Annotated in this window: 18 protein-coding genes; 6 read left to right on the top strand and 12 right to left on the bottom strand. The window is 46.3% G+C overall.

Annotated elements, in window-relative coordinates:
- Positions 1 to 86 precede the first annotated feature (86 nt).
- On the top strand, positions 87 to 947 hold the full coding sequence (locus tag AC07M6_RS11045; RefSeq protein WP_494889321.1) for an AMP nucleosidase: 861 nt from the start codon (positions 87 to 89) through the stop codon (positions 945 to 947).
- 222 nt (positions 948 to 1169) lie between these two features.
- On the top strand, positions 1170 to 2531 hold the full coding sequence (locus tag AC07M6_RS11040) for a pyridoxal-phosphate dependent enzyme (protein ID WP_494889319.1): 1362 nt from the start codon (positions 1170 to 1172) through the stop codon (positions 2529 to 2531).
- Between the two features lie 286 nt (positions 2532 to 2817).
- On the opposite strand, the gene aroC is transcribed toward AC07M6_RS11040, so the two are convergent.
- The 4 genes from aroC to AC07M6_RS11020 all read right to left on the bottom strand — a co-directional run bounded on the left by aroC (position 2818) and on the right by AC07M6_RS11020 (position 7785).
- A complete protein-coding gene (gene aroC / locus AC07M6_RS11035) occupies positions 2818 to 3933 on the bottom strand; it encodes a chorismate synthase (RefSeq protein WP_494889317.1) in 1116 nt (371 codons plus the stop codon).
- Between the two features lie 213 nt (positions 3934 to 4146).
- A complete protein-coding gene (gene aroA / locus AC07M6_RS11030) occupies positions 4147 to 5451 on the bottom strand; it encodes a 3-phosphoshikimate 1-carboxyvinyltransferase (RefSeq protein ID WP_494889315.1) in 1305 nt (434 codons plus the stop codon).
- 267 nt (positions 5452 to 5718) lie between these two features.
- The gene (locus AC07M6_RS11025) at positions 5719 to 6849 is read right to left on the bottom strand and encodes a chorismate mutase (protein ID WP_494889313.1); all 1131 of its coding nucleotides are present in this window, start codon (positions 6847 to 6849) and stop codon (positions 5719 to 5721) included.
- A gap of 24 nt (positions 6850 to 6873) precedes the next feature.
- Positions 6874 to 7785 (bottom strand): prephenate dehydratase, encoded by a 912-nt coding sequence (locus AC07M6_RS11020; RefSeq protein ID WP_494889311.1) that lies wholly within the window; start codon positions 7783 to 7785, stop codon positions 6874 to 6876.
- A 785-nt stretch (positions 7786 to 8570) separates the two neighbouring features.
- Between AC07M6_RS11020 and AC07M6_RS11015 the strand changes: the two genes are divergently transcribed.
- Positions 8571 to 10424 carry an outer membrane protein assembly factor BamB family protein gene (locus AC07M6_RS11015; protein ID WP_494889308.1) on the top strand — a complete coding sequence of 618 codons (1854 nt, stop codon included), beginning with the start codon at positions 8571 to 8573 and terminating at the stop codon, positions 10422 to 10424.
- 148 nt (positions 10425 to 10572) lie between these two features.
- Here the strand turns inward: AC07M6_RS11015 and AC07M6_RS11010 are convergent, their stop codons facing one another.
- From AC07M6_RS11010 to AC07M6_RS10975, 8 genes are all read right to left on the bottom strand, one after another.
- Positions 10573 to 13383 (bottom strand): M14 family metallopeptidase, encoded by a 2811-nt coding sequence (locus tag AC07M6_RS11010; RefSeq protein WP_494889306.1) that lies wholly within the window; start codon positions 13381 to 13383, stop codon positions 10573 to 10575.
- Positions 13384 to 13687: 304 nt separating this feature from the next.
- Positions 13688 to 14119: a hypothetical protein gene (locus AC07M6_RS11005; protein WP_494889304.1), complete on the bottom strand. Its 432-nt coding sequence runs from the start codon at positions 14117 to 14119 to the stop codon at positions 13688 to 13690.
- A 2-nt stretch (positions 14120 to 14121) separates the two neighbouring features.
- Entirely contained in the window at positions 14122 to 14481 is a 360-nt protein-coding gene (locus AC07M6_RS11000; protein WP_494889302.1) for a hypothetical protein, read from the bottom strand.
- A gap of 458 nt (positions 14482 to 14939) precedes the next feature.
- Positions 14940 to 16586, bottom strand: a complete 1647-nt coding sequence (locus tag AC07M6_RS10995) for a response regulator (RefSeq protein WP_494889300.1) — start codon at positions 16584 to 16586, stop codon at positions 14940 to 14942.
- A complete protein-coding gene (locus tag AC07M6_RS10990) occupies positions 16567 to 17214 on the bottom strand; it encodes a hypothetical protein (protein ID WP_494889298.1) in 648 nt (215 codons plus the stop codon). The genes AC07M6_RS10995 and AC07M6_RS10990 overlap by 20 nt, the downstream gene beginning before the upstream one ends.
- Before the next feature lie 9 nt (positions 17215 to 17223).
- Entirely contained in the window at positions 17224 to 17703 is a 480-nt protein-coding gene (locus AC07M6_RS10985) for a hypothetical protein (protein WP_494889296.1), read from the bottom strand.
- 200 nt (positions 17704 to 17903) lie between these two features.
- Entirely contained in the window at positions 17904 to 20837 is a 2934-nt protein-coding gene (locus AC07M6_RS10980; RefSeq protein ID WP_494889294.1) for a PAS domain S-box protein, read from the bottom strand.
- Between the two features lie 812 nt (positions 20838 to 21649).
- Positions 21650 to 23077, bottom strand: a complete 1428-nt coding sequence (locus AC07M6_RS10975) for an ATP-dependent DNA helicase (protein WP_494889292.1) — start codon at positions 23075 to 23077, stop codon at positions 21650 to 21652.
- Between the two features lie 66 nt (positions 23078 to 23143).
- Here AC07M6_RS10975 and AC07M6_RS10970 point away from each other — a divergent pair, with 66 nt between their 5' ends.
- Genes AC07M6_RS10970 through AC07M6_RS10960 form a run of 3 tightly spaced genes read left to right on the top strand, consistent with a single transcriptional unit; the run spans position 23144 to position 25517 of the window.
- Entirely contained in the window at positions 23144 to 23929 is a 786-nt protein-coding gene (locus AC07M6_RS10970; protein ID WP_494889290.1) for a DUF3822 family protein, read from the top strand.
- Positions 23929 to 24471 carry a 16S rRNA (guanine(966)-N(2))-methyltransferase RsmD gene (gene rsmD / locus AC07M6_RS10965; protein ID WP_494889288.1) on the top strand — a complete coding sequence of 181 codons (543 nt, stop codon included), beginning with the start codon at positions 23929 to 23931 and terminating at the stop codon, positions 24469 to 24471. The genes AC07M6_RS10970 and rsmD overlap by 1 nt, the downstream gene beginning before the upstream one ends.
- Before the next feature lie 44 nt (positions 24472 to 24515).
- Positions 24516 to 25517 (top strand): hypothetical protein, encoded by a 1002-nt coding sequence (locus AC07M6_RS10960; protein ID WP_494889286.1) that lies wholly within the window; start codon positions 24516 to 24518, stop codon positions 25515 to 25517.
- Positions 25518 to 25532: the final 15 nt, after the last annotated feature.

The raw sequence follows: 25532 nt of genomic DNA, 5'->3' as shown, positions 1-25532 counted from the left end.
TGACAAGTGGCGACATAAAAAAGAATTAACAAAATAAATAACATATAATTAAAATCCCCAAGGCGGGGATTTAGGAGAGAAAAATTATGAACGAAGAAAAAGACGTAAAGAAAGACGCAATTGCAAAAGAAATGCCTAAGGTGAAAGAGGTTTCATCACCGGTAAAATCGGGTTTAAAAACTAAGGAAAGCATAGTAGCCAACTGGCTGCCACGCTACACCGGCCGCCCGCTGGATGATTTTGGGAGTTATATTATCCTCACCAACTTCTCTAAATACCTCACCATGTTTTCGGAGTGGAATGATAACGCGCCGATAATGGGTTTAGATAAGCCGATGCAAAGCGTAACAGCCAATGGCATTACCATCATTAACTTTGGTATGGGCAGTTCGGTTGCTGCTACGGTGATGGATCTGCTAACCGCCATCCATCCCAAAGCCGTTATATTTTTAGGTAAATGCGGCGGATTAAAAAGAAAGAACAATGTAGGCGATCTGATACTGCCGATAGCCGCCATCAGGGGCGAAGGTACATCAAACGATTACATGCCGGCAGAAGTGCCCGCATTGCCTTCATTTGCCCTGCAGAAAGCGATATCAACCACCATGCGCGATTTTGGCCGCGATTACTGGACAGGTACCTGCTATACCACCAACCGCCGCGTGTGGGAGCACGATAAGGAATTTAAAAAATACCTGAAAACCCTGCGCGCCATGGCCGTAGATATGGAAACCGCTACCATTTTCACCACGGGCTTTGCCAATAAGATCCCTACCGGCGCGCTGCTGCTGGTATCCGATCAGCCGATGATCCCCGAAGGTGTAAAAACTGCCGAAAGCGACTCGAAAGTAACCGAGCAATACGTAGAAACACACCTGAAGATCGGTATCGAATCACTGAAGCAACTGATCAATAATGGTTTAACGGTGAAACACTTGAGGTTTTAAAAAAAGTAGCCCGGTCAAGCGTCCACGCTTGACCATATTTTCTAATTAAGCGTCCACGCTTAATTTATTTCGCAAGCGTGGACGCTTGTTTAAGAACAAAGTTTAAGCGTGGACGCTTAAACTGGCAAGTACGAGTCATTTTAGAAAAAATAATCTACTAAAATGATAGATAAAATTTAGACCTTCGCAGACGGAGCAGATCCTCCGCAATTTTTTTGATTTATGTGGTATAATAACATCCTCGAAACCATAGGCCATACGCCTATGGTGAAGCTGAACAAGGTCACCAAAGACATCCCGGCAACTGTGCTGGCTAAAATAGAAACTACCAACCCGGGTAACTCCATAAAGGACCGTATGGCCCTGAAAATGATTGAAGATGCCGAGAAAAGCGGCAAGCTAAAACCCGGGGGGACTATTATTGAGGGTACATCTGGCAATACCGGTATGGGCTTAGCCATAGCGGCGGTTATAAAGGGTTATAAATGTATCTTCACCAGTACCGATAAGCAATCGAAAGAGAAGTTTGATGCCCTGCGCGCTTTTGGCGCCGAGGTAATTGTTTGCCCTACCAATGTTGAGCCCGAAGACCCGCGTTCGTATTACTCGGTATCATCCCGCTTAGAGCGCGAGGTGCCAAACTCATGGAAGCCTAACCAATACGATAACCTTTCTAACTCGCAGGCGCATTACGAAAGCACCGGGCCCGAAATATGGGAGCAAACCGAAGGCAAGGTGACACACCTGGTAGCAGGTGTAGGTACGGGTGGTACTATCTCGGGCATTGCAAAATACTTGAAGGAGAAGAACCCCGCCATCCAGGTTTTGGGTATCGATACCTATGGTTCGGTATTTAAAAAATACAAGGAAACCGGGATCATGGATAAAGAAGAGATCTACCCCTACATTACCGAAGGGATAGGTGAGGACTTTTTGCCGCAAAACGTTGACTTTAGCCTGATCGATCATTTTGAAAAGGTAACCGATAAAGATGCTGCCCTGATGACCCGCGAGATTGCCCGTAAAGAAGGCATTTTTGCCGGTAACTCAACCGGATCGGCGATTGCGGGCGTACTGCAAATGAAGGATAAGTTTAAGGAAGGCGATGTAGTGGTGGTGATCTTCCCCGACCATGGTACCCGCTACCTGGGCAAAATGTATAATGACGATTGGCTGCGCGACCGCGGTTTCCTGAAAGATGAAAAACTAACCGCCCGCCAGATCATCGCGAAGAAAGAGAAGCAGGATATCATTACCATTGATAGTGAAAAAACGGTGCTGGAAGCGATCAACATCATTAAATCGCTGAATATCTCGCAGATTCCGGTGACCCAAAAGGGTATGATCATTGGGAAGATCACCGAAAGCGCCATCCTGGACGCCCTGCTGGAAAACCCCTCGCTGAAATCATCACCGGTAAGCACCATATCATCAGGGTCGTTCCCCTTTGTCGATCTGAATACTTCTATCGATAAGATCTCGGCTATGATCAATAAGGATAACATAGCGGTGTTGGTAGAAGATGAGGATGGTAAGATTGAGATCATTACCCAGTACGATATTATTAATGCGATATCGGCTTAGCCCCCTAACCCCCTAAAGGGGGAATAAAAGTTTGTCATTGCGAGGTACGAAGCAATCGCGAACAATGCATAACCGCTCTTTGGGTGTGCGATTGCTTCGTACCTCGCAATGACATGGTGGAAACAAGAAAGGCGTTTGATAGAATCAAACGCCTTTCTTGTGTTACTGATTTGTCATTGCGAGCGATAGCGTGGCAATCCCATAGGACAATCAAACACAGACCTGTCTATGGGATTGCCACGTCGCTATCGCTCCTCGCAATGACAAGTTTTTAAAGCTTCGCTTTTTATTCCCCCTTCAGGGGGTTAGGGGGTAAAATACTATTCCTATTCCTCAACCAATGATCGGCCAAAACCAGCGCGGCCATAGCCTCAACAATAGGTACGGCGCGGGGAACAACACAAGGATCGTGGCGGCCCTTGCCCGAGATCTCAGCGGCGTTGCCTTCGCTGTCAACCGTTTGCTGGTTGTGCATAATGGTTGCCACCGGCTTAAACGCCACGCGGAACTCTATCGGCATCCCATTACTGATACCGCCTTGTATCCCGCCAGAAAAATTGGTGAGTGTGTTGATATCGCCCAAGTGGCTCTTGATGAAAATATCGTTATGTTCAGACCCTAACATTTCGCTACCCGAAAATCCCGAACCAAATTCAAAACCATGCACGGCGTTAATGCTCAGCATGGCTTTGCCCAGTTCGGCGTGGAGTTTGTCAAATACAGGCTCGCCAAGGCCAACAGGGCAGTTTTTGATATAGCAGCTTACCTTGCCGCCAACGGTATCGCCGTTTTTGCGTACGTTATCAATAAACTCAATCATTTCTTCGGCTGTAGCCGGATCGGCACAACGGACGATGTTCTTTTCCCTTTCGGCAATAAACTCGTCGGCATTATCAATAAACACGTTAGGCGCGTCAATTTTACCTACGCTGCTTACGTGGGCCACTATCTCGATGCCTTGTGTTTTCAGCAGCAGCTTAGCCAAAGCTCCGGCCGCTACCCGTGCCGCGGTTTCCCGTGCCGATGAACGCCCGCCACCACGATGATCGCGAATGCCGTATTTGGTTTGATAAGTATAGTCCGCATGCGAGGGACGAAATACGTTGGTATTATGGTTATAATCTTTCGACCGCTGATCTTCGTTAGGGATCAGCATGGCGATAGGTGTGCCGGTAGTTTTACCTTCAAACACACCCGACAGGATCTTTACCGTATCGCTTTCCTTACGCTGGGTAGTGATCTTGCTTTGGCCGGGCTTGCGTTTATCCAGCTCGCCCTGGATATAATCCAGATCAACCTCTAACTGTGCCGGACAGCCATCAATTATGACACCGATAGCTTCGCCATGCGATTCGCCAAAAGTTGTGATCCTGAATAATTGCCCGAATGAATTGCCAGCCATGTTATTTTTATGATTTCACCGATGGGTTATGATTTCACCGATTGTGTTTTGTAAATATAGTTATTATACAATTTGTCATTGCGAGCGATAGCGTGGCAATCCCATAGGACATGCAACGTGGACCTGCTTATGGGATTGCCACGTCGCATCTCACACTTTCCACCCGCTGCTCCTCGCAATGACAAGTAGGGATGCTAAGCTTCTGCTCCCCCTTCAGGGGCCCGGGGGGCTTTGCCTTGCGGTAAACCCCACCTTCTCCAAATCCGTCCAAAATGCCGGGTACGATTTTTCTACTACCATGGCATCTTCAAACTCCACTTCGGGGATCAGGATAGCCAGCGGCGCGAAGGCCATCGCCATGCGGTGGTCTTCGTAAGTGTTAAACAGCACCCTTTGTGGTATTTGTTTTTCGCTGCAATCCAGTTTATAAACCTGGCCTTTTTCAATCAGCTTAACGCCAATTTTGGCCAGTTCGTTTTGCAGGGCGGCAATGCGGTCGGTTTCTTTTATTTTCAGCGTTTCCAGTCCGGTAAAGGTAGCGTCATGACCTAAGGCCGCGCATACCACAATCACGGTCTGCGCCAAATCAGGGCAGCTTTTCAGATCAAAGATCTTACGGACTATCGGCTTTGGCTCTTTGGTTAAATGTACACCACCATCCTTAAATTGCGATGTGATACCAAAGTTAGCCATAATCTCGGTGATCACGCTGTCGCCTTGCAGGCTGTAGCTGGTCAGGCCCGGTAAAAACAGGTCGGCTTCATCACTTAAGGCTGCAATACTGTACCAATACGATGCAGCGCTCCAGTCGGGCTCCACCCAAATGTTGGTTTCTTTAAACTCCTGCTTTTCAATGCTGATCACATTGTCCGTCCAGTTATGCTGAATGCCGGCCTGTTTTAGCATGGCCAGGGTCATTTCTACATATGGGCGCGAGGTAAGGTCGCCTTCAATCTCCAGTTCTAAGCCCTGTGGCAAACTTGGCGCTATCAGCAGCAGCGCTGTGATGTATTGACTACTGATATTGCCCTTAATGCCGATCCGGCCGGTAGCCTGTTGGATATTCCCGGCAATTTTAAGCGGGGGGTAGCCCTCGTTCTCTACATAGCTGATATCGGCACCCAAAGCGCGCAAGGCATCAACCAGCACCCCGATAGGGCGCTGTTTCATCCGTTCCGATCCGGTAAGGATCACTTCCTCATCCTGCAAAGTAAAATACGCAGTCAAAAAACGCATAGCCGTACCGGCCGGACCGATGTTTACAAGTCTTAAGTCCTGAGTCTTAAGTTCTGAGTCAGAAGCTGCGGACTTCAGACTTTCAACTTCTGACTTCTGACTTAGGACTTTCTGCATAAGCACCGCGTCCGCAGCGTCGGATACATTATCCACTTTTACACGGCCTTTGCTCAGGGCTTCGATAATCAGCGCGCGGTTACATTCACTTTTTGAGCCGGTAAGCTGTATAGTGCCTTTGGCCGTGCGCGTTGATTTAGAAAGAATGATGTTTTGCGATTTCATTTATAGTACTTATGCCTCAACCCAATCCTCAATAGCCCTTCAGTATGCAGATTCACCAAACGTTCCGCTGGAACGTACTCAAATGTTATTTATTTTGCTACCAACCAGTCGCTCCTACGGAACGCATTGCAACGTTCATCCCTTAGGGATGTCTGGTTGGTAGAAAAAGGGGAGCAAAAATCGTTACGTTCCATCGGAACGTTTGGTGAAATTTGCCACCGTCTTTTGATGTGCTGATACTCTTTAAAGAGGATTAAGCGAAGCTTTTTATGCGTGCGTTAACTTTTCCTGTGCTTGTCCCTCGGCCTGGCTTTTGCTCATGATCTCGGTTTGTTTACGGATAGATTCGGCGTGCATCAGTTCCAGCAGTTTTTCGGCAAAATCCGTATTCAAGTTTAAGGCACGGGCGTACGCAGTACGTTTCTGCAGAATCTCGTCCCAGCGGCTCACCTGTAAAATGGTAATGTTGTTATCTTTTTTGTAATTGCCTATTTTTTCAACTACCTGCATACGCTCCGCCATTTTTTGGAATACCAGGTCGTCAATTTTATCTATCTGGTTACGCAATTCGTCCAGCTTGCTGCTTAGTTCTTTGCTGCTCACATCGGCTTTGCGCAAGGTCAGGCGATCGATCAGATCGGCTAAGGCCGATGGGGTAACCTGTTGCTTAGCGTCAGTCCAGGCAACAGAAGGGTCAATATGCGATTCGATCATCAATCCCTGCATATCCAGATCAAGCGCTTTTTGAGCGATGTACGGCAGCAGATCGCGGTTACCGCAAATATGGCTTGGATCGTTAATAATAGGCAGTTCAGGCGCGTGTGTTTTCAGGCTGATAGCCAAATCCCACATCGGTTCGTTACGGAAAGCCGATTTCTCGAATGATGAGAACCCGCGGTGAATAGCGGCAAGTTTAGTAATGCCCGCGTTGTTGATCCGCTCTAAAGCGCCAATCCAAAGCGACAGATCGGGGTTAACCGGGTTTTTTACCATTACCGGGATGTCCACACCTTTCAGGGCGTCGGCAATTTCCTGCACGGTAAAAGGGTTAACGGTAGATCGTGCGCCTACCCAAAGGATATCCACGCCGGCTTTCAGGGCTTCTTCCACATGCTTGCCGGTAGCTACTTCAATAGCGGTTGGCAAACCGGTTTCTTCTTTAGCGCGTTGCAGCCATTTAAGGCCAATGCTGCCAATACCTTCAAACTCGCCCGGGCGGGTACGTGGTTTCCATATCCCGGCGCGCAGGGCGGTAATTTTGCCTGTTTTGGCTAACAAATGCGCGGTAGCCACTAACTGATCTTCCGTTTCAGCACTGCATGGACCCGCTATTACCAACGGTTGTTTTCCCGAATTTATCCAACTGCTTAGTGGCTGTATGTTTAAATCTAATTTCATCTGATTAATATATTATTGAGTTTTTTATTTACTTAGTTTTTTAATTTCTATATAGTTACGCTTTGTTTTCTCTTTTTTAGCGGGCGGCCGTTCGGTCAGGCCTTCTTCAATATGCCTTTTATACTCACCCAGGATATTGAAGTTGTGGGTATATTTCAGTATCTGTTTAATGGTGATGTCGTATTTTTTACCTTCGTCCCATTCCACATCTACATAAAAGTTATACTCGGTGGGTTTGCCCAGCACCGGCATGCTCTGTATCTTGCTCATGTTAATGCCCTGCTCGGCAAAAATATTCAGCACTTTGGCCAGCGCCCCCACCTCGTTGCTCACCTGGAAACATAACGATGCTTTGTCGGGCTTGGCTACTTTGGCATTTTCATGCGTGGTCAGGATCAGGAAACGGGTGAAATTCTTTTTGTTCGATTCAATCCGGCGTTCCAGTACATCCAGCTCGTACAGTTTAGCAGCCAGCGTATTGGCAATGGCCACGGTATCGGTCAGCTGTTCATCGCGGATGCGTTTGGCACAGGCCGCCGTATCGTTGCTTTCCACAATTTTCAGGTGCGGGTACTCATCAAAAAAGTCAACACACTGACGTATGGCGATAGGGTGCGAGGTTACGTATTTAATTTGCTCAAACTTCACGCCCGGCAAAGCCATCAGGTGCAATTGGATAGGCAGGTAAACCTCACCAATTACCGGGAAACTATAGCTTAACAGCAACGAGTAGTTGGGCAATATACTGCCGGCTATACTGTTTTCAATAGCCATTACCACGTAATCGGCATCGCCGTTCTTCAGCGCCTCAAAGGTTTGCTTAAAAGAGTTGCACTCAATAGTGGTAATATCTTCACCAAAATAGCGGAAAGCGGCTTCCTCGTGAAAGGAGGCGCGGATCCCCTGTATAGCAACTCTTGGTTTTTTCGGTTTCATGTTTAGTGTTAAATGCAGAAAGTCCCGGCTATTAGGCCGGGACTTTCTGATCTTGTTTTATGTCTGTTAAGCATATATCAGTCCCGGCTCTTACTGCTAAAGTAAAAGTAGAAACCAAAATAGTATGCGTTGTTTAAATTCATGTTATTGTTTACGATGGTAAATGTACAAGTAAAAAACAAATTGTCAATAGATAATTTTTATTTTTTGAAAATAAATAGGTCAAACCAAATAAAATTCTTTAAAAATGGGTGTTGGCAGATATGGTAGTAACAGATTTGTTTCAATAGACATTAGTTTCCTTACGTCAAATACTTGGACTCCTATTACATCTTATTTGTCGATATTTTGAAAATGGGCGGCAGTATTCCATAGCGGCCTGTAGCCCTGCTCTCCATTCCAAGTCCTCGCCACCTCACGCGCGCTATCCCCTTGGCTCCGGGCTTTCCTTTGCGATCAGGTTTATATTGAGCGGACAGTGCCGTAAAGCAAGACTTACGAAGTTTTTAAAACTTCGTAAGTCTGTACGCGCCAATGAAGATAATCCAGGCCAGTTCAAGCGTCCACGCTTGAACTATGAGCAGGAGTGAGCGTCTACGCTCACGTTTAACATCTTAAATTAAGCGAGGACGCTTAATTTCGAATGAGTTCAAGCGTGGACGCTTGAACTGGCTAAGCGATGGGTTAAATCCATCGCTGTTTTGTTTGATTTGATACAGACAATGAAGATAATCCTGTCAAAACATCCCGATAAACGCTATGTTTGAATAACGATACCATATCTTATGAAAAAGACCTGCCTGCTATACCTGCTTTTAATATTCGCTTGCCTAAACCTCCACGCCCAAACTCAACCATGGAAATTTGCCCACGTATCGGACACACACGTAAACCTGACCAATGAAACATCGAAGGAGGACCTGCGCCGTACCGTTCGCGATATCAACGCCAACCCCGACCTGCAATTTGTGGTCATCACCGGCGATATCACCGAATTTGGCGCTGATGAAGAATTAAAAACAGCCAAAACGATATTAGACAGCCTGAACAAGCCCTGGTATATCGTCCCCGGTAACCACGATATGAACTGGTCGGAGAGCGGGGGGAATAGCTTTAAGAAAGTATTCGGTGCCGAAACCTTCGCCGTTAAGCAACATGGCTACCTGTTTATCGGTACCAATTGCGGGCCTAATATGCGCATGAGCCCTGGACAAGTACCCCGCGAGAATTTAGTTTGGCTGGATTCCGTCCTGAAGGTCACACCTAAGCAAACGCCCATTATCTTCGTCAACCATTACCCGATAGATTCGGCGCTGAATAACTGGTACGAGATCATCGACCGGCTGAAAACCCATAATACCCAGCTCATCATCTGCGGGCATGGGCATAATAATCATTTGCTCAATTTCGAGGGCATTCCGGGCATTATGGGACGCTCAAACCTGCGGGCTAAGGACGCGGTTGGCGGGTACAATATCGTCACCATGGCTAATGATTCGGTTTATTATAATGAGCGTACGCCCGGTATCATCACCAAACCTACCTGGACAAAGGAGCGGTTGTACGAGCACGATTTTACTAAAGGTAAATTTAAACGCCCGGCTTATACCGTAAACAAGCATTTTAACCAGGTTAAAACCGTTTGGACCTTGCAAGATAACAGCGATATCGGCGCGGGCACTACCATTGCCGGGGATGTCGTCATCGTCACCAATACTGCCGGATGGATAAAAGCTTATGCCATCGCAACAGGCAAACAGCAATGGGCCACAAAGGCCGGCGGGAAGATCTACAGCACGCCTGCCGTGTGGGGTAATTATGTGGCAGTGGCTTGCAGCGATACCTACCTGTATTGCCTTGATAGAAATACCGGCAAAATTAACTGGAAGGCGCAATCCAATAAACCCATGGTGGCATCGCCCGTTATCAGTGGCGATAGGGTGTTCTGCGGCGGGTCCGACGGGCATTTCAGGTGTTATGATCTGAAATCAGGCAAACTGAATTGGGATTTTACCCAGGTACAGGGCTTTGTAGTAACCCGGCCTTTATTGTATAACGGCAGTGTTTGCTTCGGCAGTTGGGGTAACTACTTTTACGCCCTCGATCAAAAAACAGGCAAACTAAACTGGTCGTGGACGCAAGGTTCAACCAATCGCATGTTCTCTCCCGCCTCCTGCGAGCCGGTAGCTACCGGCAACCGCCTGTTTATTGTGGCGCCTGACCGCTACATGACCTGTTTGGATGCCACAACCGGTAAGCAATTATGGCGCAAAGGCGCCGACCCGAAATTCAGGGTGAGGGAATCCATGGGTTTAGCGGCCGATAGCAGCCTGGTTTACGTAAAAACCATGGACGGCGATGTGTTGGGCGTTGATACCAAAGCCGATAGCGTACAGGTGAAATGGAAGGGCAACCGCAATATGGGCTATGATATTTCGCCCTCGGTAGTGAAGGAGAATGGCGGACTGGTATTCGCGCTCTCCAACTCAGGCGATATGTATGCCTTTAAACGGGAAGATGGCACACTGGCCTGGGTACATAAAATATCCAATGCCTTAGTGAACCCTTTAAGTTTTGTAAATGACCACCAGCTGATTGCTACAACAATGGATGGGGTGATTGTTTGTTTAAGGTATTAAGGTAGTTTAGAAGATTTAACCACAAAGTACACAAAGTCAGAAGTACCAAGAACATAGCTTAAGTTCCTGATCAATAAAAAAACCACAAAGGCTTAGTGACCTTTGTGGTTTTTTTCTTTGTGTACTTTGTGGTTAAATAGCCATCATATTATTTAGCCGCCGCTGTTGTATACAACTCGTTAAACAACAGTTTAAACGTCCCGTGCGATTGCGCCCTGAAAGTGATCTCGGGGCCGAAAACGTACAGGTTACCTTTACCTACCTGCGCGGTAAACGCGGTTACGTTATCCTTCAAATATTTTTGACCGAAGGCCCAGCCGCTGCGCAGCGGTGTTTCGTTGGCAAACCACATCAGCGGTTTTACGCCTTTGGTGGCCGCGTCGGCATCCAGTTTAAATACGGGGCTGTTGTCAAAGTACACGTCAGTTTCGGCGGCCATACCGTAAGTGGCCGGCAGCTTATTATCAACAGATGTGCGCAGGATAGCGCCCGGAATATAATACTTATCGCCAGGGAAAGGCCTTTCCTGTCCGTTAACGGTTTCAACCAAAGCATTGTGCACCGGCAGGCCCAGCTGGTAAGCCAGATTGGCGCTGCTGCCCACGGTTACGATATTACCGCCGGCCTCTAAAAAGGCTTTCAGCTGCGGGATGGTTTTTTCGGCTGTGATACGGCCGGTCCAGGTGCTGTATTCGGCAGGGACATTGTCCTGCCCAAAACCGCCGAAGCCGCCACCGCCGCCACCACGTCCGCCGCGACCTGCAACACCGGGAATAGCGCCGCCAACAAACACAATCACATCGTACTTGCTTTTCAGGTCGCCGGCATCAAACTCCTGCGGGTAAACCACTTTAAATGGGTAGTGGTACTGCTCAAACATCCAGCGTGTCCAGCCCGAAGCCATGGATCCACCGTAGGTATCCCATAGGGCAATACGTGCCGGCTGTAATTTTATGGCCCCTTTTAAACTCTCTTTGCCCAAAGCAAAGGCTTGTACCCCCATACCGGCATCCTTTTGCAAAACAGCCTTAGCCGCCGCCGAAGCCGGAATGTAAAAGCTGCCCGCCATGTTTATTTTAGGGTTAGCAGTGTTAGGGAAACGGTAAACATCAACCCCTGCTTGCAATAGGTCGTTAACAATAATAAAGGAATTATTGGCATAAGGACTAAGCAGGTAACCACCTTTAGCCGCAGGCGGATTAAAAGTAGGTGGCGATTGCAGTTCCCCATAAGGGATCCGGGCAAACGGGCCATCAAAGGCATCCAGGATGCGGTCGAATTTTACGCCCATTTGATAGGCCAGTGTCCAGCCGGTAGCATCATACGGACGGATAGGAGGGCCGCCCGGGTAAAGGAAATCGTTGGGGTGGTCCTGCGGTTCAAAACGGTCGAGCACTTCGGGGCGGAAAGCCTGATTAGCTTTAATAATGTATGATCCGGCAGGGTAGCTTTTGCCGCCTACGGTAAACGCGGCGGTTGCTTTGTGCACTAATAAACCACTGCGCAGGCAGGTATTGATAAACCTGACCGCCGTACCAAAATCGGGCTGATCGGAAGGGATGATATAGCCCCGCGGATCGCGCAGCGAAGGGTTGCGTAATACGGTATCAAAAAATTTCTGCGGGATGCCGCCACGGCCAAAACCGCCGCCGCCAACAGTAACCGCACCCCCGGCTCTGCCACGGCCACCACCCGGCGCATCAGCACCAGGGGCCGCGGTTTGCGAAGCCCTGTAAAGCTGGGTGATGGCTTCCGAACGTTTGGGCGAAAGCGTCCAGGTATCTTTATTGCCGCGCTCAACCGAGTTTTTACCCATCAGGTAGCTGTTGTACAGCATTTCGTCGGCATAGCGCGAGGCGTAGTTCAGCACCGCGTAGTTCAACGATACCGAGTAATCTATCGACTGTTTAAAGTGCCAGGTTTGCGGGGTAACCGGGAAAGGCGTGCCGCTGTTAGGGATCAAACGCTCGGGTACCAGCGGTACCGATGATGGGGTAGGGCCGCCGATGATCTCGGTTAACAAGCCTACCATATTATGGAAATAAGTAGCCGTGCGTAAGCCGCCGTTCCACCAGGTAGAAAACTCGGTGCCCGACCGTTGGGTATAACCCGGCTTGCCTTCCTTATTCAGGCGGCTGTTCATAGCCGAACCTACCGCGTCCAGACTGGTTACCAGCAGCGGATCGTAAACATAGTTAAACGGATCGCGGAACGGTGGCCCCGCCACTACCGACCCTGCCGGGCCCGATTGGTGGTGGTTGTACACAATTTGCGGCAGCCACTCCAGGTATTGCTGGCGGGTAATATTTTGCGTCTCTTTCATGTTCATCATAAAAAAGTCGCGGTTATTATCGTGGCCTATATATTTTTCCCAAAGGCGCGGCACATTCATGTTGCGCTTTTTAGGGTCTTTCTCCTGCATATACCAGTTGCTCACCAGTTCCTGCCCGTCGGGGTTAGCATGTACAAACAGGATAATGTCCTTGTCCAGTATGCGCATGGTTTCCTCATCGGTGCGGGTAACAAAGTTGTAAGCGGTTTGGATCAGCTGGTGAGCGCCAACTACCTCGCTGGCATGCAGGCCGCCATCAATCCAAACAATGGCTTTACCCTGGCTGGCCAGCTGGTGTGCCTGATCGTCGGTTAAACCTTCTGTACGGGCCAGCTTGCGCGATATGTCTTTATAAAAATCCAGCTTCTTCATATTCTCGGGCGATGATACGATGAGCATCAACTGGTGGCGCCCCTCTTCGGTTAAGCCAATATCCACCATTTTAGCGCGTGGCGAAGCGGCCAGTTTTTTAAAGTAAGCCTCGGTTTGGGTATAATTGGCCAGTTGGTAATCATCGCCGATATCAAAGCCAAAATGCTCTTTAGGGCTGGGGATGGTCTGCGCTTTTAGTGCAGCGGCGCTCAGCAGCAAGGCGGCGCACAGTGTACAGAAGGTTTTACAGGTCATGTGTATAAATTAGTGTGTAAGATCAGTTAACATGCCTAATTTAAGTATTTAGGCTTAAAAGCCGGTGCAAATTGCCTGAGGAGTTGGGGATGTATTTAAGAAGTTACAAAAATGGGGGGAGGGATAGGTAATGACTAACGACCAATGACTGTATGGCGTTGCCTGTCCACGACTCCGGCCCCAGACGGAGCGGCCGGGCTTTCTGCTCATACTGCACAGGGCCTTAGCCACAGGGCCGGTATCCGCGCCAATCCCTAACGCGGGGGGAGAATGATGTGTTACTGCCGAAAGCGTTGCCAACTAACTATTCTAAAATTAATACTTTGGCTATTTGGCAAGGATATTCAAAATCTGATCTGTTAAAAGTAACTAAATAATCAATTTTTAAATTGGTATCTAAAATCATTTGTCTCAATACTTCATCTATTAAGCTAATTGATGTTGTTTTTGAAATATTTAGTTCGAAGACATTTTGCAACGCTAAATCTTTGTAGTTCTCATCTGAAATTTTTCGAACATTTGGTTTTAGCAAAAACTGCTCAAATGCAAACAAATATTCTTTTCTTCTTGCCAATCTTGTATTTACAAATTCATAAAGGGTCGGCCATGGAATTAAAACTTCATTATTTTCTAAATCATCAATTAAGTTTAATGCTCTACCATGTCCATGAATTTCTTCAGGTGTATATAACGCTATCCAAAAACATGAATCAACAAGAATAGTTGCTCTTGCCATAATTATGTCGCTTCTTCTTCCTGGCCATTGCTGTTTTTTGTAGAATAACCATTCCAAGCTGGCGTTTTTCGATTTCCAAATAAAAATTTCCCTTTTACACTGGTTACTAAACTATCATCATTTCTCCAAATTACATAGATTCTATCATTGGCAAATGGAGATACTGCATCTTCAAGTTCTTCTTTTAGTTTTTCAATTAGTTCTTCTGATTTAAGCGAGTCTGTATTTGGATATTTAAAATAGGCAAGCCCATTTCCACAGTCGACCGCTTCATAATTGTCTAAAAAAGTAAATAAGCCAGTGTAATTACCTTTTAACCCAAAGTCATAACTTAACCAAATTGATTTCGTTTTTGATGCCATATTTTTTTAATAATTGCAAACGTCTTGAGTATTCTAATTGATAAAATTACAATACTGATCGTTAATCTAAGAAATAAGTTGATTAATACTTTAAAACAAACTAATTCTATTAATCTAAATCAATCGCTCAGCCCAGTCAAGCACGCTTGACCTTTTTTGAATTAAGCGTCCACGCTTAATTTTATATGCACTAAATATGTTTTAAATTTAATTAAGCATGGACGCGTAATTAGGAATTTGCAGTCAAGTGTGGATAGACCGACGTTAACTAAAGCACTAACGTTAATAGTTTTTCTGCCCTGTTTATGGGGTGCCGAAACAAGTTCGGCATGACTTGTTGTGTGGTTTATTAGAAATGTTGGTGACGAAACCCCTCCCAAGGGAGGGAACTGGAATGTGCCTCTGCCTGTTCGCGATTGCTTCGTACCTCGCAATGACAGGGTGGTTGAGGGGAAGTTTTACGCCACCACTTCCTGCAGCAGGGCAATCAATGCTTCCAGCTTAATGGGTTTGGCCAGGTAGTTATCCATACCGGCGGCGTAGCATTCTTCGCGGTCTTTTACCATGGCGCCGGCGGTTATGGCAATAATATGAGGTTGTCGCGCATAATGGGTACGGATATAACGGGTGGCTTCCAGTCCGTCCATTTCGGGCATATGCACATCCATTAGTACCAGGTCGTAGCGCTCCTTATCCAGCATGGCTATGGCCTGGGTGCCGGTGGTGGCCAGGGCAGGGGTATAGCCCAAACGGCGCAATATCTCCAGCAGCAATTCCTGGTTCATCTCGTTGTCCTCGGCTACCATAATTTTTAGCGGGTGGCTGGCTGCAAAATCTTTATTCAGCACACCTTCGGTTTGCTGCCCGGTTTCGGTTTGGTGTTGCTGCAATACGGTTAATATGGCCCGGCCTAATTGCCGCTGTTTCACGGGCTTGTTAATCACTATGGTAAATAAGCCGGCGTAAACTTTAGCAGTTTCGTCGCTAACGCTGCTTAGCAGTATAATAGGTAGCTGCGGGTGCTGTTCTTTAGCTTTTGTACTGAGCATCACGCCGCTCATACCGGGCATTTTCAGGTCGCATATCAGGGCATCAAAGTGGCTGCTTTGCAAAAGCTGCAAAGCTTCGGTGCCCGATGCCGTTGCTACCGGCTGTAATCCCCACTCTTCCAGCTGTAGTTGCAGCAACTGCCTGCTAACCGCGTTGTCATCTACAATTAGCAGCTGCCTGCCTGCAATTTCCGACATATCCAGCATATCGGCCGCGGGTTTTTGCTGCAGGCTCACATCGCATTGAATGCTGAATACAAAACTGGTGCCCACACCGGGCTGGCTGCTTACGGTAATGTTGCCGCCCATTAAGCCCACCAGGCGCTGACTGATAGCCAGGCCCAAACCTGTGCCGCCGTACTGGCGCGTGGTGCTGGAATCAACCTGGGTAAAGGCCTGGAACAGGATAGCCAGCTTATCGGTAGGGATGCCTATGCCGGTATCCCTTATTTCAAAGCCAAGTTCCATTTGCCCTTCGTGCTTTTTTACCAGCGTTATCCCTAAAAATATTTCGCCTTTTTTGGTGAATTTTACGGCATTGCCCACCAGGTTAATCAATACCTGCCGCAGCCGCAGGCCATCGGCTATTACTATGCCGGGCAATTGAGGGTCTATGCGGTACAGCAGATCGATATTGGTATTGGCTACGTGACCGGCAAACAGGTCGAGCACATCCTCTACACAGGTGCGCAGCTCAAAAGCGTGCGGGTCCATATCCATCTTGCCCGATTCTATCTTCGAGAAATCAAGAATATCGTTGATCACGTTCATCAGGGCTTCGCCGCTGTGGATGATGGCCTGGGTATATTCCTGCTGCTCGGTATCCAGTTCGGTTTCCTTGAGCAGGGCGGCCATGCCTAATACACCGTTCATAGGCGTACGGATCTCGTGGCTCATGGTGGCCAGGAAAAGGCTTTTGGCCTCGTTGGCGCTTTTGTGGCGAAAGATATCGAGTTGCTTGCGGTAAATAACGATCAAAAAACAGATCACGATAGTGAACGAGCACATCATGGCCGTAATTACCAGCACATCTATGTTATCTTTTACCTCGTTCATATTTCATAATAGCCACAAAAAACATGAGATACATTAGCAATACAAAGGTATCATGCAGGTTCCAGATAATCATTTTTACCGGTTTGCTGGCCGTATGGCTGATCACATTTGAGAAAATGAACTGGAACAGCGAACTGCAAAAATAAATAAGAAAGCCGCCTGCTACCCATCGGCCAACATTTGCAAAGCCCTGCTTATCCGCGCCATCGTGCCCGGCCAGGTAAATGCCGCTGAATACGATAATAATAATAGCTTCCAGCGGGCGGGTATAGGTATTAAACTGGTAGATGCTTTGGAAAAAAGTAAAATTAACCACGCACAAAACCGGGTAAAGGACCATAATCAAATTGATCCATTTACCCGTTTGCTGATCGTTGAAGGCATGTTTATAGTACAGCATTACGGCCAGTAATTCAAACATGGTATAAAAATGCAGCAGCGGTAAATTGTTCATACGGTACGATGCCATAATGATGCCGGCAATGTTGATTACCAAAGCAATGCATAAATAAGCCAAAAGCGTGCGCAATGGCTTATTTATCCGCCTGTAATAAACTATGCCGGCAGCAATAGGTATTAATGTACTTGCGGGGACAATATACCCCTGGTATAAACCTGATAAGGACATAAATAATATTTAGATGCCTTTTTTAACCGGCGGCGGCGGATCGTTGCTAAAAAGCGGACTGCTTGGATCACAGCAATCGGGGCAGGGCTTGGTAAAGTCGTATACGTTAGAGTCGTCCGGTTCGTCGCCACCGGGCAATGAGGTTTCTGTGCCACCAACGTGCGGGATGTACAGGATATCCTGTCCGTTAAAATAGCCCGGGGTGTCTTTTACCAGTACCATAATAAATTTTACCTCGTTTTCTACACCTTCTTCATAGGCGTTTTTCAGCGTAAAATAAGCGCGCACGCCTAACATTGATTCGTCGGCCTCGCAATCCTTTGCCAGGTCAATGATGTCGTTCCTCGAAATGTAAACGGCTTTCGGAAGGGCCTTTACATCGGCTTCGGGAAAGCTTCTGGACATAAAATTACGCCAGTTGGTTGTTTTAGCAATAGCTACATTAACCGGGATGATAACTTTGGTTGAGTTGATAAGTGGATTTGCCATTGTGATTTTGATTTATTGGATAAAGGTAAAAGAATTGGATAAAGGTAAAAGAAAGAGCAAGTGATAAGCAAATTTTATCGTAACAATTAGGGGTATCGGGTGGTGGTTAGTGTATAGTTAATCAATAATAAGGTTATGGGTAATATTATTAACCAGGCGCTAACTTTTAGATGGGTTATGCCGCGTAATATGTAACCAAATTATACCCCCTGATCTATTTTTGATATATCGGTAATGTTCCTGATCACCTGATCGAGTTCATTTGCCGATGTTAGCAGGTACTCCATCATCAATTCCTTATCGCTGTTTTCTTCCGTGTTTTTGAGCAGATCGATCAATCCCATCATACGGGCAAGGGGCGGCCTGATCACGTGCGACTGCATCCAGGCCACCTCCCGTAATTTTTCGTTATGATCTTCAATTTTCTTAATATAATCTAAGCGTTCGGTGATATCATTAGCTATAATAACCTGAGCATTTTTGCCCTTATACCTGATGGAGTTGCTTTTAATATCAACGCGGATCAATTCGCCGTTTTTCTTTTGATGGGTAAACATACCCCGTGCGGCCAATTGCTGTGGCTTGTTGGGCTTTGAAATAGCCTCGTCCAGCTTTATAATTTCATCCGGCGGCCTGATGTCTTTAACGGTCATCGATAAAAATTCCCTGCGGCTATATCCATAGTGTTTGATAGCGGCATTGTTTACATCTAAAAACCGCAGCGTATCCTTATCGTATACCCATTTTGGTATAGGGCTTAGCTGAAATAATTCGCTATATCTTTTTTCCGAATCCTTTAACAGGTTTTCGGATAGCTTCCTTTCGGTAATATCCTTAAAATATACCGACAGGCCGTTATCCGACGGATAAGCGCTGATATCATACCACCTTTTTAACGGGGGATAATAATCTTCAAAATCAACTGCCTGGTTTGTATTTATAGCCTCGCTATATTTTTTATAGGATACCGAATCAACCGAGGTATAAAAGATTTCCCATAAATTATGATCAAGCATTTCGCTTTTTAGCTTGCCTAAAACTTCTTCGGCTTTGGCGTTCCAATAAGTAACCGTCCAGTTTTTATCAACAGCAAAAAAGGCATCGTCAATACTTTCAAGTATGGTGTTTTTTTCATCCAGCGCCTCATTGGCGGTAATTTCGGCTTTTTTCAGGGCATCAATATCCTGGAAACTGCCATGTATCTTTGTGTATTTATTGTTTTCAAACTCGCCTTCGCCAATAACCCGCACCCATTTAGTTTTACCCGCGGGGGTAATAATCTTTACCTGTACATCAATTGGTTCGCCATGCTCAATAATTTGCCGCATCTTTTGCATAATTAACGACCTGTCGTGCCCTTCCTTATAAAAATTGATAGCTGTTTCAATTAAGGGTTCAAAATCGGGGCCAACCTCGTATATTTCCTTCGTTATATCCGACCAAACGATGGTGTTTTTCAGCAGGTCAATTTCCCAGCCCCCAATGCGCGCCAGCCGGGTTGCCTTATTTAAAAGCACTTCTAATTCTTTTTTCTCGGTAACGTCACGGGCTACACAAAACAGCAGGCCTTCTTCGGATGCCGGGGTTGATGTCCATGTCAGCCATTTTATTTTTCCTGTTTTTGAAATGCTCCTGGTTTCAAAGTTAAATGTCTGCCTGTTTTCACTTAACCGGTTAAATTCAATCGCCATTTTTTCCTGATCGTCGGGATGTATAAAAGCGATCATGGGTTTACTGATCATTTCCTGCGCCGTATATTCAAGTATGATACATAACGCCGGATTTACTTTTTTAAAGTACCCGTCGACCCCGGCGATGCAAATAACATCCGGAGCAAAATCAAAGATCTGGCTTAACTCTTCCTCTAATTGTTTACGCCTTATTTCGGCGCCTATATGCAGCGCAACTTCCTTCATCAAGCTATTGAATGCACCTTCCGGCGGCTTATTGGTACTTAGCCCAAATACTAAAACGCCGGCCACATCCTTATTGTTAAATAATGGAACACCGTAAACCGATTTAAGCCCCGATTTTTTAGCGGCATCCGTGCGCACAAACAGGGGGTTTTCATCCACATTATCCCAAAAATGCATGGTTTTGGTCTCCCACGTAATACCAGGTATACCCTCGCCCGGTTTAAGGCTTTTAATATGGGGGCTTTCGGCAAAAAACAGTTGGGCCCCTGCTGTTTTACAGCATTGGGCTGTCCGCTTTATTCTTCTTTTATCGGTTGCAATTAACCATGCTTCGGCCAAAATAAAGTCGCCAAGTTCTATCAACAACTCCAATATATATTCAAGTGCCTGCCTTAGTGTATAGTTTTGATTAAAAATGGAACTGATATCGGCTAATAAGTTTTTTTGCAATTCCTCATTTTTACGTTGGGTAATATCCTTATCAACAGATATCCAATGCGTATAACAGCCCTTTTCGTCGGCCACGGGGGTAACGGCGAAGCTTAACCAAAACTCTTCGCCGTTCTTTTTATAGTTAATGGTTGAAATTTCGCAAGGCTGCCATTTGCGCAAGGCTTCGCTTAAACGTTTTAATTCTTTTTGGTCAGACTTTGGCCCCTGCAACATACGGGGTGTTTTACCAATTGCTTCTTCGGGTGTATAACCTGTTAGCCGGGTAAAGGCCTCGTTAACATATAATATGCGGGGCCCGGGCTCGTCAAGCGGCTGGGCTTCGGTAATTAATATGGCATCGTTGGTATGTGTTATAACCGATTCTAATAGTTTTAAATGATGTTCGGCTGCTTTTTGCGCGGTGATGTCCCTGAAATTGCAGACAATTGCTTCCACACCGGGTTCGAGCAGCATATTGGTACAATTGCTTTCCAGCCAGATGTAATGCCCGTCGGGGTGTGCTATGCGGAAGATACAGGTTTGCGACAGGCCGGGGCTTTGCAATATATTTTGCAGCGTATGGGTAATGTTTAACTGATCATCCGGGTGTACCCGGTTTATAAATGATATTTCGGATTGATTTTGGGTGTTCCGGCCGCTTATCCTTTCGGCAGAGGGACTGCGGTAAATGATATTAAAGCCGGCATCCAATAGTGTTATGCCCGAATAACTATTTTCGATCAATTTCCGGAAACGGATATCACTATCAACTGATTTATATTTCATACCATCATATAAATACTATGATTTATCGAAATCCAAAAATATATAAAAACTTACCGAATTGGTTTTGATAAGGTTTGGGCTTCTGATACCAAATGTATTATTAAATTTAATAACAAGAGGTTTTAATTGAACAGGTGTGATATTGTTTTTGTTTATAATAGTTTTGGATTGTGGCTGTGCTACGAGATTGCCGCGCTACGCTCGCAAAACAGACCGAGCGCAGGGTGTCATGGTGAGCTTGTCGAACCATGGTGGGCAGGCCGGCGTACGCACTCTTCGACGGGCTCGGGGTTTAAATAACAATACGCGCTTATTCCCTCTTTCCGCCGCAGGCGAAGAGAGGGTGCCCCAGCGAAGCGATGGGCGGGTGAGTTAACTCGCCGGCTCTGCATACGCCGTGACTCACCCGACGAGGCTTCGCCCGTCTGCCCTCTCTTCGCCTGCGGCGGAAAGAGGGCAGGAATTATTTACGTCATGCGCTATCGCTCGCAATGACAAAACGTTGAAACCCCTCCCTGCCACTACTCATTCCTACCCCGCCTGTCCAAGCGTGCCGCTTGGGCACTTAAAAGTTTAAGCGTCCCGCTTAACTAATTTATGGATTCAAGCGGCACGCTTGAATGGGCAGTGGTAAAAATGCATCATATTTAACTGATATTAAGCATGTTGTATTTGATTTTAAAACTTTTACTTTGGGTTAACACTAAAAAAAATATAAATAGTTGACTATTAACTATTTAAACTAAAAACAGGCTGAATTGTGTTAAGTTGTGTTAACCCCCTTACCGATGGTTGTATCAGCTTACACAAGCCTAAATCTCCCCGGGCTTGCTTTGGAAAAACTGGTCGCTGAAGTTAACTAAGTACAGCTCCTTGGTGGCCCGGGTGCAGGCCGTGTAAAACCAGCGGAGGAAGTCGGTATTCACCATTTCGTCGGTCAGATAACCCTGGTCAACAAATACGGCGTCCCATTGCCCGCCCTGGGCCTTGTGGCAGGTAATAGCGTAGGCAAATTTGATTTGCAGGGCGTTGTAGTAGGGGTTTAGCTTCAGCTCATCGTGTTTGCCCTTGCGGCTGGGGATATGATCGTAATCCTTCATCACCTCCAGGTAAAAGCGTTTCTGATCGGTAGGCTGCAGCGCCGGCGAATCGGAGTAGAGCGTATCCATCAGTACCTTGCAGTTAATGGTAGTATCTTCGGTATAATCGGTCAGCTCCAGCTGGATATCGGCAAAGCGCATCCCATACATTTCCTCAAAGCGCCGCACCTTGCGGATGCGGCCAATATCTCCGTTGGCAATAAAGCCGGTGCTGCCTTCTTCGTTTTCCTGCAGCCAAAAGTAATTGTTCTTCACGATCATGATCTGGTCGCCGCCCGTCAGCTCCTCATCGCGGAAAAGGATGCGCCCGCGGATCTGCCGGTTATACAGGTTGGCGTTCTTATTGCTGCGGCAGATTACCAGGGTGTTCTCGTCGCTGTATTTGTTGTAGGCATAGTTCAGGCCCTCCTCCAGCTTCTCACTCGTCATGCGGAACACGTCCTTATAGCCTTTGGTAACAATGGCCGGCTTGCGTTCCTCGCCCTTGCGGATCAGGTCGCGGATGCCGGTCACATTCAGCAATATACCCGAGTCCTTTTGCTGGCGTAAAACCTCGGTCAGCTCGTAGCTGAAAATGGTGAGGCCAAACTGGTCTTTCATCAGTTTGGCATCCAGCGCCGGGCTGTATTCCGACCCTACGGGCGGCAGTTGCGCGGTATCGCCCACCAGTACCAGCTTGCAGTTATGGGTATTGTATACGTAGTTGATGAGGTCCTGCAGAAGGGTTTCCCGGTTATTGCCGCTAATCTCGTCCGATATCATGGAGGCCTCATCCACAATAAACAGCGTTTGCGATGCCAGGTTATCGCCCAGCATAAAAGATTCGTCTACATTCAGCGCCGATTTTTTACGGTATATGCGCTTATGTATGGTAAATGCCTTACGCCCCGAGTAGCTGGTCATCACCTTGGCGGCGCGGCCGGTAGGGGCCAGCAGTACGTATTTATAGTTATAATGCTTCAATGCTTTCACCAGTGCGCCAATGATGGTAGTTTTGCCCGTGCCGGCATAACCGCGCAGGATGAAGCATTCGTCGCCCTCGTCGCTCGTTATAAATTTGTGCAGCAAGCCAAATAACTCGGCCTGCTGGGCATTAGGCTGATGCGGGAAAGCCTGCTGGATATGATCTTGATGGGGCACACAACAAAAATGGTGATAAGAAAATGAATGGTGATCAAAAAATATTACTTTTGTTGTTAACCGTATATGAGCGAATACTCTTTTACTTACAAAAGCGATGGCTTTAGTTTGGCCAAAGCGCATGATTCCGGGCTTTATATTAAAGCCTGTAAAGCCGAATTCTCCATCCTGATCGTCGAAGAAGGCCGTTTGCTGGCATGGAAAGCCAAATGCGCATTGGCCGACCTGGCCGAAGATGAAGACCTGGGCGATATTTTAACCGCGCCGTTTAAAAAGATTGTGGTAGGCTTAACGCCCGATGCGCTAACCCTGGTGCCAACGGCCTTGTTTGCCGAAGAAAATACGCTGGATTACGCCCGTTTCCTGGATGTGAAAACCGAGGACAGGGTATTTGTAAGTCAGCTGGATACGGAAAATCAGGTGGTATGCAAAATAGACCATAATATTACGGATGCGCTGGCATCGAGGTTTAGTTTAACGGAAACCGTGCCGGCTTACCGTGGCTGGCTGGCGGCCATGGCTAAAAGCGGACCCGGTAATCATCACATTTATATAGATATTAATTGCGGGCAGTTAACCCTGGCCAATTTTAACGAAGGTAAACTGCGCTTTTATAATTCCTTTGTGGTTACCGATGTAAACGATATCCTTTATTACTGCCTGTTTGCTGTAGATCAGCTGGAACTGCAGGCCGATCATGCTTCGCTGATTGTAAGCGGTAATTGCCCCGCCAGCGATTTTGATCAGCTGAACCAATTTTTCAGCATAGTGAAGTACAACGATCTGAAAATTGTGGATGTGCCAATGGGCGTTCCGGCGCACCAGATCCTGGCCTTAGCGTCACTGGCCTGATGCGGATCATAGGCGGGCGATTAAAAGGACTGCGGCTTAACCCACCCAACGGCTTGCCCGTACGCCCCACTACCGATTTGGCTAAGGAAGCCTTGTTCAATATCCTGCAAAATCAAATTGATATAGAAGGGGCAAAGGTGCTCGATCTGTTTAGCGGCACGGGCAACCTCTCGCTGGAGTTTGCATCGCGCGATGCGGCCGAAGTGATATCGGTTGATAAAAGCATTCGCTGCGTGCATTTCCTGAAGGATATGGCTAAGCAGCACAGGCTCGACCAGATTAAAACCTATAACGCCGATGTGTTTAAGTACCTGGAAATGGAAACCGAAACCTACGACCTGATATTTGCCGACCCGCCGTATGATCTGAGCCGCATCCCCGAGATCGTAAAGATCGTATTTGAGCGCAAGCTGTTATCCCCGGAAGGGATTTTGATCGTGGAGCACCAAAGTATGCAAAACCTAAGCAACCATCCCGCCTTTACCGAACAGCGGAAATACGGGCATTCGGCTTTTTCTTTCTTTAGGAATTGGTTAGCTTAGCATATTAATAGTAACCTGTTTCCTGATCATATCTTATTACCCTTATGAAAAAATTCATCTTCATTATTTTTTGTATAACCTTTATTGGTGTTTTGCAAAGCTGCCATTTTGGAACTTCGGGTACCTGGGTAAATGATAATATTGATAAAGATGTGAAAACCAAAATCAGTGCTCTGAATGATAAACTTTTTAAAAGTTTAATGTCAAAAGATATTGAGAGCGTAAAGCACCTTATGGCACCAAAGCTGATTGAAAGTATTGGAAATAAAGTAGATACTATTGTTAACACGATAGGGAATATCCATGCAATAGATTATAAATCAATAGGAGATTACTATACAAAAAACACTACTACAAACGTATCTAATACACTTTTCTCGGGGTTAGGTGATAACGATTATCAAATTGCATATATGGCAATAAATAAAGAAATGTATACATCGGTATTGGTATCAAAAGGACTACCTGTAAATTTTTTGATATTAGCCATCTATGGTAAATACGATGAACAATGGAAGTTGAACATATTGCAAATAGGGGAGTATAGTATTCACGATAAAACTGCTCCGGATTTTTATCACGAAGCTCAAAAGCAATATAATGAAGGTAACCTCATAGATGCCGGAGAGATGATCCTTACAGCATCGGAAGTAGGAAGCCCTGGTGGCACCTATTTTAAATATAAAAATGAAAGTGACATGAAAGCGTTCTATACAAAAGTACTAAATGAGGTAAATACAACTTATCATTTTCCTATAACCGTAAAACAACTTAATACTAGCCCACAAATATTTGCTGTTAATCCACAGTATATAGCAGAACCTAAACATGAAGGCATTTATCCAGCAATATTATATAAATCGACAATTAAACTCACGGATACAGTTGCTTTAAGGATTGAAAACAACTCAGTACAGAAGATTATAGGCCATATATTTAAAGGAATAGATAAGAACAACGATTATATATTATATAGAGCATTTAACCAGATACCGGATGGGAAAACCAAGGTAGAGCACTACGGATTTATTCAAAAATTAAAATAATCACAATCTAATAAT

The organism is Mucilaginibacter sp. GW821-FHT07H05, assembly GCF_059418485.1.
The sequence above is the reverse complement of the archived record's forward strand: the minus strand, read 5'-3'. Positions and strand labels throughout refer to the sequence as shown.

What these genes read in the sequence shown, in the direction of transcription:
- AC07M6_RS11045 (WP_494889321.1), top strand. Translation starts at nt 87, where the DNA reads ATGAACGAAGAAAAAGACGTAAAGAAAGACGCAATTGCAAAAGAAATG.
- AC07M6_RS11040 (WP_494889319.1), top strand. Translation starts at nt 1,170, where the DNA reads ATGTGGTATAATAACATCCTCGAAACCATAGGCCATACGCCTATGGTG.
- aroC (WP_494889317.1), bottom strand. Translation starts at nt 3,933, where the DNA reads ATGGCTGGCAATTCATTCGGGCAATTATTCAGGATCACAACTTTTGGC.
- aroA (WP_494889315.1), bottom strand. Translation starts at nt 5,451, where the DNA reads ATGAAATCGCAAAACATCATTCTTTCTAAATCAACGCGCACGGCCAAA.
- AC07M6_RS11025 (WP_494889313.1), bottom strand. Translation starts at nt 6,849, where the DNA reads ATGAAATTAGATTTAAACATACAGCCACTAAGCAGTTGGATAAATTCG.
- AC07M6_RS11020 (WP_494889311.1), bottom strand. Translation starts at nt 7,785, where the DNA reads ATGAAACCGAAAAAACCAAGAGTTGCTATACAGGGGATCCGCGCCTCC.
- AC07M6_RS11015 (WP_494889308.1), top strand. Translation starts at nt 8,571, where the DNA reads ATGAAAAAGACCTGCCTGCTATACCTGCTTTTAATATTCGCTTGCCTA.
- AC07M6_RS11010 (WP_494889306.1), bottom strand. Translation starts at nt 13,383, where the DNA reads ATGACCTGTAAAACCTTCTGTACACTGTGCGCCGCCTTGCTGCTGAGC.
- AC07M6_RS11005 (WP_494889304.1), bottom strand. Translation starts at nt 14,119, where the DNA reads ATGGCAAGAGCAACTATTCTTGTTGATTCATGTTTTTGGATAGCGTTA.
- AC07M6_RS11000 (WP_494889302.1), bottom strand. Translation starts at nt 14,481, where the DNA reads ATGGCATCAAAAACGAAATCAATTTGGTTAAGTTATGACTTTGGGTTA.
- AC07M6_RS10995 (WP_494889300.1), bottom strand. Translation starts at nt 16,586, where the DNA reads ATGAACGAGGTAAAAGATAACATAGATGTGCTGGTAATTACGGCCATG.
- AC07M6_RS10990 (WP_494889298.1), bottom strand. Translation starts at nt 17,214, where the DNA reads ATGTCCTTATCAGGTTTATACCAGGGGTATATTGTCCCCGCAAGTACA.
- AC07M6_RS10985 (WP_494889296.1), bottom strand. Translation starts at nt 17,703, where the DNA reads ATGGCAAATCCACTTATCAACTCAACCAAAGTTATCATCCCGGTTAAT.
- AC07M6_RS10980 (WP_494889294.1), bottom strand. Translation starts at nt 20,837, where the DNA reads ATGAAATATAAATCAGTTGATAGTGATATCCGTTTCCGGAAATTGATC.
- AC07M6_RS10970 (WP_494889290.1), top strand. Translation starts at nt 23,144, where the DNA reads ATGAGCGAATACTCTTTTACTTACAAAAGCGATGGCTTTAGTTTGGCC.
- rsmD (WP_494889288.1), top strand. Translation starts at nt 23,929, where the DNA reads ATGCGGATCATAGGCGGGCGATTAAAAGGACTGCGGCTTAACCCACCC.
- AC07M6_RS10960 (WP_494889286.1), top strand. Translation starts at nt 24,516, where the DNA reads ATGAAAAAATTCATCTTCATTATTTTTTGTATAACCTTTATTGGTGTT.